This is a genomic window from uncultured Deefgea sp. (genome assembly GCF_947072475.1).
GTDB lineage: Bacteria > Pseudomonadota > Gammaproteobacteria > Burkholderiales > Chitinibacteraceae > Deefgea.
The window spans coordinates 143330-157037 of record NZ_CAMTIA010000001.1; the positions used below are offsets into that span (position 1 = coordinate 143330).

The window sequence follows — 13708 nt, forward strand, 5'->3', positions numbered from 1 at the left end:
TGATGAGGTCTTTTATACTGCGGCCTTGTTTATGCGCTAGGTGTGTTGCTCTGTGATGAATGCCATAGAATCAAAAGTTGCATGGTCGGCCTGTGATGTGGCGCGACGCGTGATGCAAATTGAAGCTGCCGCTATTTTGGCGGTGTCGACGCGTTTGGATGCCCAGTTCGATCAGGCTTGCCAGCTCGCTCTGAATTGTCAGGGGCGAATTGTGGTGATGGGAATGGGAAAATCGGGGCATGTGGCGCGTAAAATTGCCGCGACCATGGCCAGCACCGGCAGCCCCGCTTTTTTTGTCCACCCTGGTGAGGCCGCACACGGCGACTTGGGAATGATTACCTCCGTCGATATCGTGTTGGCCTTGTCCAATTCTGGCGAGAGTGATGAATTGGTCGCATTGTTGCCTAGCTTGAAACGCTTAGCGATTCCGATTATTGCGATGACTGGCAATGTGAATTCGACGCTAAGCCAAGAATCCACCGTGCATTTGGATGTGGCGGTTAGCGAAGAAGCTTGCCCGTTGAATTTGGCACCAACGGCCAGCACCACGGTGGCTTTGGCGCTGGGTGATGCGCTGGCTGTGGCTTTACTTGAGGCGCGTGGCTTTCAAGCGGAAGATTTTGCTTTGTCGCATCCTGGCGGCACTTTAGGGCGGCGTTTATTGGTGCATGTGCGTGATTTAATGCATCAGGGCGAGCGTCTCCCGGTGGTAGGGCAAGACTTACCGCTGCGCGATGCTTTGCTCGAAATTAGTCGTAAAGGTTTGGGGATGACGGCGGTGGTTGATGCGGCCGGAGTCTTAGTTGGCGTGTATACCGATGGTGATTTGCGGCGAACCTTAGATTTGGATGTGGATATTCGTACCACTCCGGTGAGTGCCGTGATGACGGCAAATCCTGCTACTATTGAGGCTTCGCGTCTGGCTGCTGAGGCGGTTCAGCTGATGGAGTCACGACGGATTAATGGTTTATTGGTGCAAGATCAAGGCCGATTAGTCGGCGCATTAAATATGCATGACTTGTTACGTGCCCGCGTTGTTTGATTGGGTATAGCGCTGAACGCAATGAAATCCATACGCTGCCATTGAATACCTGTAATGTGGTATAAATTTTTATTAGAAGGGAAGCTGAATGCTTGAGCAAGCAAAAAAAGTTCGTGTGATGATTTTTGACGTTGATGGCGTCATGACGGATGGGCGTTTGTATTACACCGATGCTGGCGAAGAATTAAAAGCGTTTCATTCTTTGGATGGGCACGGTTTAAGAATGTTGCAGCAAAGTGGCGTTCAGCTAGCCATTATCACTGGTCGTACCTCAAGCTTACTCACGCATCGAACCCAGAATTTGGGGATTGATTTGGTCTATCAAGGCGCACACGATAAATTAGCCACGTTTGAGCAGCTGCTGTTAGATACCGGCGTTACGGCTGAGGAATGCGGCTATATGGGCGACGATGTCATTGATTTGCCGATTATGCGCCGGGTGCCATTTGCCGTTGCGGTACCGAATTCACCGACGATTGTTCGCCAGCACGCACATTACATTACAGGTAGCCAAGGCGGTTTGGGCGCGGTACGTGAAGTGTGCGATTTAATTATGCAATCGCAAAACACCTATGATGCTGCGATGGCGCCATATTTGCGCTAGGGGATCGGTTTGCGTAGTTTAACCACCTGGGTTTTACCCTTGCTTTTATTGCTCTTGGTCGGTAGTTTAATCTGGGCCTTAAGCCGCGTGGCCACTAATTTAACCGCCCCGCAGCGCTTGGATTTAAATGCCCCCGATTTAATTGCCGATGAAGGTGTATTACGGCGTTATGACGAAGCTGGCATGAAGCGTTCACAGTTGGTCGCTAGCCGAGTCACGCATGTGCCGCTGCAAGATACCATGCTGTATGAAAAACCGGTGTTGACCCAAACGGAGGCCAATAAGCCGACGATTGTGGTGATTGGCACCCGGGCAAAGTCGATTCATAAAGGCTCAGAAACATGGTTTTATGACGCGACTCAATTGCGCCGAGCCCCGTATGAGGGCAGTGCCGAGTTAGTCATCAATGGGCGTGATATTTGGATTGATGGCCAAGCTGAAATCGCTAAATCAGATCAGTTTGTGACTGCCGATATGGGTAAAAATCATGCCGAAGGCGTGGGGTTTATCGCCAATAATAAATTGCAAACCTTAGAACTTAAATCACAAGTAAAGATGACCTATGTCCCGACTCCTCGTCCTGCCGCTGTTCGCCCTACTCATTAATTCACACGCTTTGGCAGAAACGGCTGATCGTGAAAAACCAATGAATATCACTGCAGACAATTGCGTTGCGGATCAGAAAAATTCGCAAACAGTCTGTACCGGCAATGTGATTGCCACGCAAGGCACGATGAATATGCGTGCCGATAAAGTGACCATGAGCGAAGATGCTTTTGGCAAGCAGTACGCCAAAGGCGAAGGTCGTCCGGTGCGCTTTAAGCAAAAACTCGATAGCGGCGAAATGCTCGATGCTGAGTCACTGCGCTTTGATTACGACGGTGCGAAAGGCGAAATGATATTAATCGATAAAGCTTGGGTTAAAAAAGGCCAAGATATCGTGATGGGCGACACCATTAACTACAATCTGAATACTGAGTTTTATCAGGCACAAAGCAAGCCGGGTAATCGAGTGAACATCACCATCAACCCCAAAAAGAAAGACGCCGCCAAATGAGTGTGTTGAAAGCGCAGCATTTACAAAAATCGTATAAAAAACGTACCGTCGTGCGTGACGTCTCCCTAGAGGTCGCCAGCGGTGAAGTGGTTGGTTTATTGGGGCCCAATGGCGCTGGTAAAACGACGAGTTTTTATATGATTGTTGGCTTAGTGAAAATGGACGCCGGTTGTATCGAACTTGACGGCATTGACGTCAGTCAGCTGCCGATTCATAAACGTGCCCGGCTCGGGCTGGGCTATTTGCCGCAAGAGGCGTCGATTTTTCGCAAAATGACCGTCGCGGAGAATATTAAAGCGGTGCTTGAACTGCATTACAGCAGTAAAGACGAAATTGAGTCGCGCTTAGACGAGTTGCTGCACGATTTACATATTGCGCATTTGCGGGAAAGTGGCGCAATGAGTCTTTCGGGCGGGGAGCGCCGCCGTGTTGAAATCGCCCGCGCACTCGCCTCTAATCCACAATTTGTTTTGCTCGACGAGCCATTTGCGGGGGTTGATCCGATTGCGGTGATTGATATTCAGCGCATTATTGGTTTCTTAAAAGGGCGCGGCATTGGTGTTTTGATCACGGATCATAATGTTCGCGAAACCTTAGGGATTTGCGATCGTGCCTATATTATTTCTGAAGGTGCTGTGATGGCGGCTGGTAAGCCCGATGAAATTGTCAATAATGAAGATGTTCGCCAAGTTTATCTGGGCGAGCATTTTAAAATGTAGTGTTTTTGCCAACCTAGGTTATTCCCTTCATGAAGCAAACTTTGCAGTTGCGGATGTCGCAACAGCTCAATTTAACGCCGCAGCTTCAGCAATCGATTAAGCTTTTGCAGTTGTCCACGCTTGATTTTCAACAAGAAATAGAGCATTTTTTAGCCGAAAATCCAATGCTTGAACGCGAAGATGGCGTGCAAGATGCGGGTGAAGAGGCCGAAAAACCAGAGGTGAGTGAGGTTGTTGAGGACGGCGATAGCTTACGTTGGGAAGACGTACGCGCGAACACTTCGTTTGATGAAGGCGATGAAAATGATCCCGCACTTCGGGTGGCCAAGTTGTATTCACTGCGTGATTATTTGTTAGAACAAACGGGCTGCTTGCCCTTGTCGCTGCGTGATAGTGCATTGATTTCATTGTTGATTGATGCTTTAGATGATGACGGAATGCTGAGCCAGAGCTTGGATGAAATTTACGCCCAGCTACCAGAGGGCTTGGTATTAGAGTTTGAGTTAGAACCAGAAGAATTACAAATCGCATTGCAACATTTACAGCAACTAGAACCACTTGGTGTTGGCGCTCGTGATTTGCCGGAGTCATTAACCTTGCAATTGCGGGTCTTGCCAGAAAATACCATTCGAAATATTGCCATTCGATTGGTGAATGAAGGTCTCGATTTATTGGCGCAACGGGATTACACTAGACTTAAACGCCAACTACAGTGTGATGAAGTTGTCCTTAAACAAGCTCAAACACTGATTCGCGGTTTAACGCCAAGGCCGGGCGCAAACTGGTCAGCAGAAACAACGCGTTATGTATTACCAGATGTGATTGTGACCAAGGTGCGTGGGCAATGGCAGGTACGTTTAAATAGTGCGGCGCAACCGAAGTTAAGAGTCAATGAGTTGTACGCTAAATTACTCCAGGGCGATTCAGCGGCGGCACTCAGTGGTAAGCTACAAGAAGCACGTTGGTTGATTAAAAGTGTTGAGCAAAGAGGCAGTACCATATTACGGGTGGCCGAAGCCATCGTAATACGACAAAAAGCTTTTTTTGAATACGGTGAAGTGGCAATGCGGCCTTTGGTGCTGCGCGATATTGCCGATGAACTTGAGTTGCATGAATCGACGATTTCTCGGGTAACCACGCAAAAATACATGCTGACGCCACGCGGTGTTTTTGAGTACAAATATTTTTTTGGCAGTCATGTTGAAAGCGAAAGCGGGGGTGAAAACTCTGCGACATCGATTAAGGCTTTGATTAAACAACTGGTACAGCAGGAAAATCAGCACAAGCCATTATCCGATAGTGCTATAACTGAAGAACTCGCACGGCAAGGTGTGGCAGTTGCGCGGCGCACCGTTGCTAAGTACAGGGAGGCATTAATGATTCCTCCCGTTAATCTGCGCAAGTGTTTATAAAAACACTGCCTTATAAAAGCATGAAGAACCGAAGGAGTAGTATATGAACCTCAACATTAGTGGTCATCATCTGGAAGTTACACCAGCGATTCGTGAATATGTTTCAAGTAAAATTGAACGCACGACCCGCCATTTTGATAATGTGATTGATGTTTTAGTCATTTTGTCAGTGGATAAGCTGGAGCATAAGGCCGAGGCGACAATCAATGTCGTTGGTAAAGATCTGCATGTTGAGTCTGTCGATAGCGATATGTATGCCGCCATCGATAGCATGGTCGATAAACTGGATCGCCAGATTATTAAATACAAAGAAAAATTATCTGGTCATCGTAATGATGCCCTGAAGCATCAAGTGGTAATCGAAGAATAATCCGTTGCACAAGCAACACAACGGGAACGCCGCGAGTCGTTCCCGTTTTTGTTTATCGGAGTGCGAGTTACAATAGCAGCTCCTTTAAGGACATAAGTTTGAACATGAGCCTGATTAGCAAAATACTCCCAGTAGCCAATGTTTTTTTAGATTTGGATGTGGGTAGCAAAAAACGCGTTTTTGAACATGTCGGTATCCTGTTCGAAAACAGCCATGGGATTGCGCGTAGCGTAATTTTTGATAGCCTGTTTGCCCGCGAAAAGCTCGGCTCAACGGGTTTGGGTCAAGGCGTCGCCATTCCGCATGGTCGGATTAAAGGCTTAAAAGAAGCGGTAGGGGCCTTTGTGCGCTTGAGTGCGCCCATTCAGTTTGATGCGCCGGATAGCAAACCGGTGTCATTGATTTTTGTGCTGTTAGTGCCAGCCAATGCCACTGATCTACATTTGCAAATTTTGTCAGAATTAGCACAGCTGTTTTCTGATAAGCAATTACGCGAAGAATTAATGACCTTGCCCGATCCCGAAGCGGTATGGCAGCGCATTTCGACATGGGAGCCCTATGCTCCCGACTTCTCCTGATCGATTTGAGCCCTCAGCCAAGATCTGAGGGTTTATTTTTTGCCCGATGCCCATTTCGTTTTTGACCCATACTGGCATAAAATCACTGCTTTTTAAGCCATAGCGAGGCCGCATGCCGCAGATCACCGCTCGACAACTATTTATTGATAACGCCGAAAAACTGCGTCTGACTTGGGTTGCTGGGCAGTCGGGCGCAAATAATTTATTGTCCAATGATGCCTCAGAGCAAAAGCCATCGCTATCTTTGGTTGGGCATTTGAACTTTGTGCATCCCAATCGCATCCAAGTGCTTGGGATTGCTGAAGTCGCTTATCTCAATGGCTTATCAATGGAAGTGCAGCACTCGAGCCTGAATCAGCTATTTGCCTATGATATGTCGGCGATGATTGTCGCCAATGGGCAAGCGGTGCCCGATTCTTTGCGGGAAGCGGCTGAGCGTCATCATGTTCCCTTACTCACTAGTCCGGAGCAATCACCGTATTTAATGGAGGTATTGCGCTACTATCTTAGTAAAGCTCTGGCTGTATCAACACACCTGCATGGGGTATTTTTGGATGTGTTGGAAGTCGGTGTTTTGCTGACTGGTGAGTCGTCGATGGGTAAGTCCGAGCTGGCACTGGAGCTGATTTCCCGTGGCCACGGCTTGGTGGCCGATGATGTGGTTGAGGTGTATCGCACCAATCCAGAAACCTTAGAAGGGCGCTGCCCGCCGATGTTGCGTGACTTTTTAGAGGTGCGCGGGATTGGGGTGCTCAATATCAGAACCATCTTTGGTGAAACGGCAGTCAGGCCGAAAAAAACGCTGAAATTGATTGTGCATTTGGCCAAGGCCGGCGGTGAAAATGTCGCACCAGTTGATCGCTTACAAATGCAAGCGGCAACGCAGGCGATTTTGGATGTGCCGGTCAGAAAATTAGTGATTCCAGTCGCGGCTGGGCGTAATTTGGCGGTACTGGTCGAGTCGGCAGTGCGAAATTATATTTTGCAATTACGCGGTATTGATTCAACGCGTGAATTTATCGAGCGCCACCAAAAATTTATGGAGATGGGGGAATAATGGCACACAGCCAACATCAACAATTGGTCTTGCTATCGGGTTTGTCGGGCGCGGGTAAAAGCGTGGCTTTAAAAGCATTGGAAGATTTGGGCTTTTATTGTTTAGATAATTTACCCGCACCGCTTTTGCCGCAAGCGGTGTCGATGCTCGATTTGGATGGTTACCCTAAAATTGCCATCGGGATTGACGCTCGTAGCGCGCATAACTTGGCCACTTTCCCCGATCATTTAGCCGCTTTGATGGATTTAGGGCTGGATGTGCGGATGTTGTTTTTGGAAGCCAATAACGAAGTTTTGGTGAAACGCTATTCAGAAAGTCGCCGCAGTCATCCGCTGTCGCTGGGGGAATTAACGGTGACCGAATCGGTGGCGGTTGAGCATGAAATGCTAGAAAGCATCCGTGAGATGTCGCATGCCATCGATACTTCGGGTTTATCGGCGGCGCAATTACGCACTTGGGTACGGGAGTTTATCGCGACCGATCAAGCCAAATTAATGCTGATTTTTGAGTCGTTTGGCTTTAAGCATGGTTTGCCGCTGGATGCCGATTTTGTTTTTGACGCGCGTTGTTTGCCCAATCCATTTTATGACCCGGCGCTACGTCCTTTAACGGGTATGGATCAGCCGGTGGCCGATTTCTTAATGCGACAAGCCAGTGTCGGCAATTATTTGACGCATATTTTGGGCTTTTTAGAGCGCTGGTTGCCGGAGTTTGAGCGTGATCAGCGTAGTTATGTCACGGTGGCCATTGGCTGCACCGGCGGTCAGCATCGTTCGGTGTATTTGGCCGAAGAGCTACGCCGACATTTTTCACGCAATCGTCAGGTCTTGGTTCGGCATCGTGAACAGCATCAGCGCAGCTAAATCATGGCGCGATTGGCTGAGCTTATTGCGCTCAGGTGATTATGTGGTGATGGGGCTTTGTATCGTGCTGTGGGGGGGGATTACCGCCTTCTGTTGGTCACAAGCTGGGGCGACTCGCGTTAAGATTTTTCAAGATGGCCAACTGTATGCCGAATTAGATTTAGCCGCAGCGCGCATCTTGGCCATTGATGGCCCGCTTGGCAAAACCACGATCGAGGTGGCCGCAGGCCGTGCACGGATCGCTAGCGATCCAAGCCCGCGCCAGTATTGTGTGCGGGCTGGATGGTTGACTCAAGTGGGGCAAAGTGCGATTTGCTTGCCCAATCGCACCAGTATTGAACTCGTTGGTCAACGTCCTGCCCGTTATGACAGTCTCAGTTACTAAAATCACTTTAAATGTTAGTACCACCGATGAGCAAATTGCCCGCTTTGCCGCATGCGCCATTGTGTTAGCGGTAATTGAATCGGGGATTCCATCACCGATTCCGGGCTTTAAACCAGGGCTGGCCAATATTGTCACCTTAATCGCTTTACAGCGTTTGGGCTGGTCCGCCGCAGCGTGGGTGTCGATGTTGCGGATTTTAGGTTCAAGCTTGGTATTAGGCGGAGTGTTTTCCCCTGGTTTTGCTTTAAGCTTGGCGGGTGGCGTTGCCAGTGTATTGGCTTTGGCGCTGGTGCAATATTTACCGCGACGCTATTTTGGTTTAGTCACTTGGTCACTGTGCTCGGCTGTGGCGCATTTAGTCGGGCAGCTGCTGATTGCGCGTTTATGGTTAATTCCGCATAACGGCATTTTGGTTTTAATCCCTTTACTGTTGGCAATGGCCATTATTTTTGGCGTGGTAAATGGCTTGATTGCCACCCATTTATTACGCACTCACCCTGCTGTGGATACGACACAATGAAGACAATTACGCTGGCTTTTACTGGCGCATCCGGTTTGCCCTATGGTTTACGCACGCTAGAATGCTTGCTGTTGGCCGGTTGTAAAGTGCGTTTGGTGTATACCCAAGTGGCGCAAATTGTCGCCAAACAAGAGTTAAATTTAACTTGGCCTAGCCGTGCCGCCGATTTGGCTGAATTACTGCGTGCGCAGTATGGCGTGACTGCAGAGCAGTTACAGGTTTATGGTCAGCAAGAATGGTTTGCACCGATGGCTTCGGGCAGTAACCCTGGGGACGGTATGGTGGTGGTGCCGTGTACCATGGGCGCTTTGTCGGCGATTGCTAATGGCGCGTCAGATAATCTCTTAGAGCGTGCGGCCGATGTGATGATTAAAGAGCGTAAAACGCTGATTATTGTACCGCGCGAAACGCCATTTTCAGCGATTCATCTAGAGCATATGCTGAAATTATCGCGTCTTGGCGTGGTGATTTTGCCGCCTAATCCGGGTTTTTATCATCACCCGCAAACCATAGAAGATTTAGTCGATTTTGTTGTGGCGCGAATTTTAGACCAGCTGGCGGTACCGCATCAACTCATGCAGCGCTGGGGCGAGTCCTGAGGTCAATGCCGCGATAAGGCAATGTTCAGATTGCGTGTTGATGGTTTTAAGTGCCTACGGCACGGCTGTTTACAGTCGCAGTCCGCGACGGGGACCCTCTTTCTTTGACTCGCCAAAGAAAGAGGGGGAAAGAAAGGCGCCCCGAGCGCGCCCAGCTCCGCTGTGCCCTCGATCGTCGTGAGTCAAACGATAAAGCTGTTTGTCTCGCTCCTCACTCGGTGCGCTTAAACGGGTTTTTAAGCCCCAGCTCGACGAACGCGGCACAGCATCAATACCAAATCTGAACATTGCCCCGCTTGGTACGGTATTGCTCTCTAGCCTTTGTCCATCAAGTACTAGCTTGATATACCCGTATGTAGTGCTCGTATACTGATGCGTCTAAAAAACACATACAGCGCAATCGCCGCAAACGTCAGCGCAATCACCAGCGCCAGCCAATAACCTGCCGGGCCATGCGGGCTAAATGGGCCGACACCAAATGTCAGTGCGTAACCGAGCGGAATGCCAATCACCCAAAATGCCGTTAAGTGGATAATCAGCGGCATCCGCGTTGATTTATAACCGCGCAATACACCGGCGACCACAATTTGAGTGGCATCTGAAAATTGGAAAAATCCCGACAACAATAGCAATTTGGCTGCGAGCAAAATCACCGCTGGATCGCTGGTATACCACGCCGCAATCGTGCTGCGAAATGCAATAATCATGCAGCCAGAAATAATCGCCAAGATAAACCCTAGGTAAATCCCCGTCTCACCAATAAAGCGTGCCAACTTAAAATCACCTGCGCCAACGGCTTGCCCAACGCGAACGGTGAGGGCGGTGCTAATGGCCAATGGAATCATAAAAGTCAGCGAAGAAAAATTGAGCGCAATTTGATGCGATGCCACGGTGGTAGTACCTAACTTGGCCAACAACAAGGCAATCAAACTAAACGCGCTCGATTCAACAAAAAACATAATGCCGATTGGAATCGCCAACTTGGCCAATTGCTTTTGCGTCTGTAGACGTAGACCTTCGATATGCCGAAATGGGTGCGTGTCACGATAAATCGGCGAGACGCGAATCCAAATAATCCACATAATGGCGCTCAACCACATGCACATTGCCGTGGCCCAAGCGCAGCCGACCGCCCCCAACTCGGGAAATCCCCATTCGCCATAAATTAAGACGTAATTGGCTGGAATGTTCAGTAGCAGCGCAATAATCGAAATGACCATCATTGGCTTGGTTTGATTTAAGCACGAGCTATAGCCATACAAAACGCGCGCAATTGCCACCGCCGGAAATCCCCATGAAATCACCGCTAAAAAGCGGCTGCCTTTTTCGGCCACATCGGGCGCTAAACCAATATGCGAAAAAATCGGCAGCAAACTATGCGCGATCAACATCATGATTAGGGCGATAAACAGCCCTTGATATAAAGCTTGTTGTGTTAACGACGGGATCTCATGCCACGCCTTGGCGCCAACTTTTTGCGACGCCATTGGGCTAATGGCAATCAATAAGCCAAACATGGTGACAATCATCACGCTCCAAATCGACGTGCCGACTGAAACTGCGGCCAAATCTCCGGCCGATAAATGACCGGCCATCACCGCATCGACAAAGCCGGTGCCAGTTTGAGCGAGTTGGCCAATCATAATTGGCCAAGCGAGAATCCAGGTGGCTTTAACGTCTTGCAAACGGGGCATTGCTATCCTTTGGGAATGGGGCGTGCTGGCTCATAAATGGCCAATAAATCAGGAAAGCGGCGTTGAAACAATAAGGCTTCAGTGCAAAGCAAATCCAAAATCAATAAACTACCATCGGGTAAATTATGCGTTGGTAGGTGTAAGCTTTGGGCTGCGGCAAACGCCCGAATTAATGAATGCGGGCCGGTATAGGGCGCAGCACGAAGCTGTAGGCAGTGGTGTTCGCGATAGTGATCAAAATTAAGCCGTCTATTTTTGCGTAGCGACGATGATTTTGGACGCTGTATCGTTTCTACTTCTAAACAATCATACATGGGCAAGCTCCTAAGAAACTCGCCGGTGATTCTGTGGTATTGGATTGAATCACCGACGCTTTAGCGGCATTTCGAACGCGCCCCGCAATTTGTCGATTAATTGGCGCAAAAAACAAAAAACCCACGTGCAGTGGGTTTTGCACGCTTTAGCGAGTATTTATAAAGCGCCCGCAAGCTGGGTTTCAAATCGGCGCTGAGGTCATTCTGCACTTGGCATGTTGTTTCGGTCAAGTACGGGTTAAGCCTTATTTGGCGGCGATTGACGTTGGGTTTTTTGCCGCGTTGGAGCGATTTTATCGGCGAATCAAGGCGCTTTGCTATCAATCCATAAAGTGATTGGGCCGTCATTGATTAAAGCCACCTGCATATCCGCACCAAATCGCCCGGTCGCCACGGGTTTGGCCAGTTTGACGCTGAGCTGGCGAACGAATTCATCAAATATTGGCTGGCTGATTGGTCCCGGCGCTGCCTCGCCCCAACTGGGTCGATTGCCTTTTTTGATATTGCCAAACAGCGTAAATTGGCTAACTGCCAATACGTCAGCGCCTACTTCCCGAATGGATAAATTCATCACGCCGTTTTCATCATTAAATAGCCGTAAATTGGCGATTTTATTCACCAGCCATTGGATGTCTGCCGCAGCATCTTCATGACCAACGCCAACTAGCAGCAATAATCCGGCATTGATTTGGCCGACGGTTTCTTGGCCAACATCGACTTGAGCTTGTTTGACTCTTTGAATTAAAACGCGCACCGGAGCTCTCTTTGATCGCAAAAAACCTAATTTTAGCGCCGATTGGCGGGGCATGCTGCACCGTGAAGGTACGTTTGGAAACATTTAAATTGGATAAAAGCGCGCTTAATTGGCTTTACTGGCTAGTCAGGCATACGGAATTTCACTAATATCTAAGGCTCGAATTAATTAATTTGTTGTCGCTAAAGGATGTAATCATGAAACGGGTGGGTCTAGTCGGTTGGCGCGGTATGGTGGGTTCGGTTCTGATGCAACGCATGCAAGAAGAAAAAGATTTCGATGTGATCGATCCGGTTTTCTTCACAACGTCGCAAGCAGGCCAAGCCGCACCTAATTTTGGTAAAGACGCTGGCACCTTGCAAGACGCCAACGATATTAGCCAATTGGCGGCAATGGACGTGATTATTTCTTGCCAAGGCGGCGACTACACCACCGAAGTGTTCCCAAAACTGCGCGCTAGCGGCTGGCAAGGCTACTGGATTGACGCCGCTTCTACCTTGCGCATGGAAGACAATGCCGTCATCGTACTCGATCCGGTGAACGACGATGTGATTCAAGGCGCACTGGCCCGTGGCGTAAAAAACTACATCGGCGGCAACTGTACCAACTCGATCATGCTAATGGGCATGGGCGGTTTGTTTAAAGCCGGTTTAGTCGACTGGGTTTCTTCAATGACCTACCAAGCGGCTTCAGGCGGCGGCGCGAATCACATGCGTGAACTCCTTAAAGGCATGGGCGTGGTGTACAACGCCGTGGCCGATGAATTGGCGACACCAGCTTCAGCGATTTTAGAAATCGACAAAAAAGTCGCGCACACCATTTCAAACGATGTGCCGACTGAATTCTTTGGCGCGCCACTCGCTGGTGGTTTGATCCCGTGGATCGACAAGCAACTCGATAACGGTCAAACCAAAGAAGAATGGAAAGGCCAAGCCGAAGTGAATAAAATCCTCGGTTCTGACGCCACGATTCCAGTCGATGGTTTGTGTGTACGGATTGGCGCGATGCGTTGCCACAGCCTCGCATTGACGATCAAACTGAAAAAAGATCTGCCACTCGCAGAAATCGAATCCATCATCAAATCGGGCAACGATTGGGTGAAATGGGTGCCGAACGACCGTGAAGTAACGGTGAAAGAGCTGATTCCTGCGCAAATCACCGGCAAACTCGATATTGGTGTAGGCCGCGTGCGTAAATTGAATATGGGCCCAGAATACATCAGCGCGTTTGTGATTGGTGACCAATTACTCTGGGGCGCTGCTGAGCCTCTGCGCCGTATGTTACGGATTTTGTTGGCGAAATAAAGTGTTAGGTGTTTAAAGATAACGGCGCGCAGAGCGCCGTTTTTTATGGGCCGTCGGCCGAGTGCGCGGGTTGCTTGCTGTGCAGTGGCGAGGCGTACTGTGATGACGACTTGCTGCTGACTTTACCGACCCATTGAATGAGTATTGAGCGATGAATGTATTGAGTTTAATTGGCATGTCCGCCGCGCTATGCACCACCGTCGCCTTTGTGCCGCAAGTGTGGCAGGTTTGGCGTAGCCGTTCGGCGAAAGATATTTCCTTAGGAATGTATTTGATTTTTGTTACTGGGGTGAGTTTATGGCTGGTGTATGGCTTTATGCTCGGAGATTGGCCGTTGATTTTGGCCAATTCAGTCACTTTGGCGCTGGCCGGTGCGGTGCTGGTAATGAAGATTTATTTTGATTTATGCAGTAATAAAAAGCATAAATAATGGGTA

General features: G+C 49.1%; 18 protein-coding genes. 15 read left to right on the forward strand and 3 right to left on the reverse strand.

What is annotated here, in order from left to right; all coding sequences use genetic code 11:
• Positions 1–55: 55 nt before the first annotated feature.
• The 13 genes from Q0V82_RS00660 to Q0V82_RS00720 all read left to right on the forward strand — a co-directional run bounded on the left by Q0V82_RS00660 (position 56) and on the right by Q0V82_RS00720 (position 9206).
• Complete coding sequence (locus Q0V82_RS00660; protein ID WP_297572012.1) at positions 56–1042, forward strand: KpsF/GutQ family sugar-phosphate isomerase; 987 nt, start codon at positions 56–58, stop codon at positions 1040–1042.
• A gap of 88 nt (positions 1043–1130) precedes the next feature.
• On the forward strand, positions 1131–1646 hold the full coding sequence (gene kdsC / locus Q0V82_RS00665; RefSeq protein WP_297571845.1) for a 3-deoxy-manno-octulosonate-8-phosphatase KdsC: 516 nt from the start codon (positions 1131–1133) through the stop codon (positions 1644–1646).
• Positions 1647–1655: 9 nt separating this feature from the next.
• A complete protein-coding gene (gene lptC / locus Q0V82_RS00670; protein ID WP_297571847.1) occupies positions 1656–2252 on the forward strand; it encodes an LPS export ABC transporter periplasmic protein LptC in 597 nt (198 codons plus the stop codon).
• Positions 2209–2703: a lipopolysaccharide transport periplasmic protein LptA gene (gene lptA, locus Q0V82_RS00675; RefSeq protein ID WP_297571850.1), complete on the forward strand. Its 495-nt coding sequence runs from the start codon at positions 2209–2211 to the stop codon at positions 2701–2703. Before lptC ends, lptA begins: the two co-directional genes overlap by 44 nt.
• A complete protein-coding gene (lptB, locus tag Q0V82_RS00680) occupies positions 2700–3422 on the forward strand; it encodes an LPS export ABC transporter ATP-binding protein (RefSeq protein ID WP_297571851.1) in 723 nt (240 codons plus the stop codon). Before lptA ends, lptB begins: the two co-directional genes overlap by 4 nt.
• A 29-nt stretch (positions 3423–3451) precedes the next feature.
• Positions 3452–4834: an RNA polymerase factor sigma-54 gene (locus tag Q0V82_RS00685; protein WP_297571854.1), complete on the forward strand. Its 1383-nt coding sequence runs from the start codon at positions 3452–3454 to the stop codon at positions 4832–4834.
• Between the two features lie 43 nt (positions 4835–4877).
• The gene (gene hpf, locus Q0V82_RS00690) at positions 4878–5204 is read left to right on the forward strand and encodes a ribosome hibernation-promoting factor, HPF/YfiA family (RefSeq protein ID WP_297571855.1); all 327 of its coding nucleotides are present in this window, start codon (positions 4878–4880) and stop codon (positions 5202–5204) included.
• 104 nt (positions 5205–5308) lie between these two features.
• A complete protein-coding gene (ptsN, locus tag Q0V82_RS00695; RefSeq protein ID WP_173534556.1) occupies positions 5309–5782 on the forward strand; it encodes a PTS IIA-like nitrogen regulatory protein PtsN in 474 nt (157 codons plus the stop codon).
• Positions 5783–5894: 112 nt separating this feature from the next.
• A complete protein-coding gene (gene hprK, locus Q0V82_RS00700) occupies positions 5895–6839 on the forward strand; it encodes an HPr(Ser) kinase/phosphatase (RefSeq protein WP_297571857.1) in 945 nt (314 codons plus the stop codon).
• Positions 6839–7702 carry an RNase adapter RapZ gene (gene rapZ / locus Q0V82_RS00705; RefSeq protein WP_297571863.1) on the forward strand — a complete coding sequence of 288 codons (864 nt, stop codon included), beginning with the start codon at positions 6839–6841 and terminating at the stop codon, positions 7700–7702. Before hprK ends, rapZ begins: the two co-directional genes overlap by 1 nt.
• Positions 7680–8087 carry a NusG domain II-containing protein gene (locus tag Q0V82_RS00710; protein ID WP_297571864.1) on the forward strand — a complete coding sequence of 136 codons (408 nt, stop codon included), beginning with the start codon at positions 7680–7682 and terminating at the stop codon, positions 8085–8087. Before rapZ ends, Q0V82_RS00710 begins: the two co-directional genes overlap by 23 nt.
• Positions 8068–8607, forward strand: coding sequence for a Gx transporter family protein (locus tag Q0V82_RS00715; RefSeq protein ID WP_297571866.1), 540 nt, complete (start codon positions 8068–8070; stop codon positions 8605–8607). The genes Q0V82_RS00710 and Q0V82_RS00715 overlap by 20 nt, the downstream gene beginning before the upstream one ends.
• On the forward strand, positions 8604–9206 hold the full coding sequence (locus tag Q0V82_RS00720; protein WP_297571868.1) for a flavin prenyltransferase UbiX: 603 nt from the start codon (positions 8604–8606) through the stop codon (positions 9204–9206). Before Q0V82_RS00715 ends, Q0V82_RS00720 begins: the two co-directional genes overlap by 4 nt.
• Before the next feature lie 335 nt (positions 9207–9541).
• Here Q0V82_RS00720 and Q0V82_RS00725 read toward each other — a convergent pair whose 3' ends face one another.
• The 3 genes from Q0V82_RS00725 to dtd all read right to left on the reverse strand — a co-directional run bounded on the left by Q0V82_RS00725 (position 9542) and on the right by dtd (position 11968).
• The gene (locus tag Q0V82_RS00725) at positions 9542–10900 is read right to left on the reverse strand and encodes an MATE family efflux transporter (protein ID WP_297571870.1); all 1359 of its coding nucleotides are present in this window, start codon (positions 10898–10900) and stop codon (positions 9542–9544) included.
• A 2-nt stretch (positions 10901–10902) separates the two neighbouring features.
• The gene (locus Q0V82_RS00730) at positions 10903–11214 is read right to left on the reverse strand and encodes a hypothetical protein (protein ID WP_297571872.1); all 312 of its coding nucleotides are present in this window, start codon (positions 11212–11214) and stop codon (positions 10903–10905) included.
• Positions 11215–11518: 304 nt separating this feature from the next.
• Complete coding sequence (dtd, locus tag Q0V82_RS00735) at positions 11519–11968, reverse strand: D-aminoacyl-tRNA deacylase (RefSeq protein ID WP_297571875.1); 450 nt, start codon at positions 11966–11968, stop codon at positions 11519–11521.
• A 197-nt stretch (positions 11969–12165) separates the two neighbouring features.
• On the opposite strand from dtd, the gene asd reads away from it, so the two are divergent.
• Both asd and Q0V82_RS00745 read left to right on the forward strand, forming a co-directional pair.
• Positions 12166–13272, forward strand: coding sequence for an aspartate-semialdehyde dehydrogenase (gene asd / locus Q0V82_RS00740; protein WP_297571878.1), 1107 nt, complete (start codon positions 12166–12168; stop codon positions 13270–13272).
• Positions 13273–13423: 151 nt separating this feature from the next.
• Complete coding sequence (locus tag Q0V82_RS00745; protein WP_297571879.1) at positions 13424–13702, forward strand: SemiSWEET transporter; 279 nt, start codon at positions 13424–13426, stop codon at positions 13700–13702.
• Positions 13703–13708 lie beyond the last annotated feature (6 nt).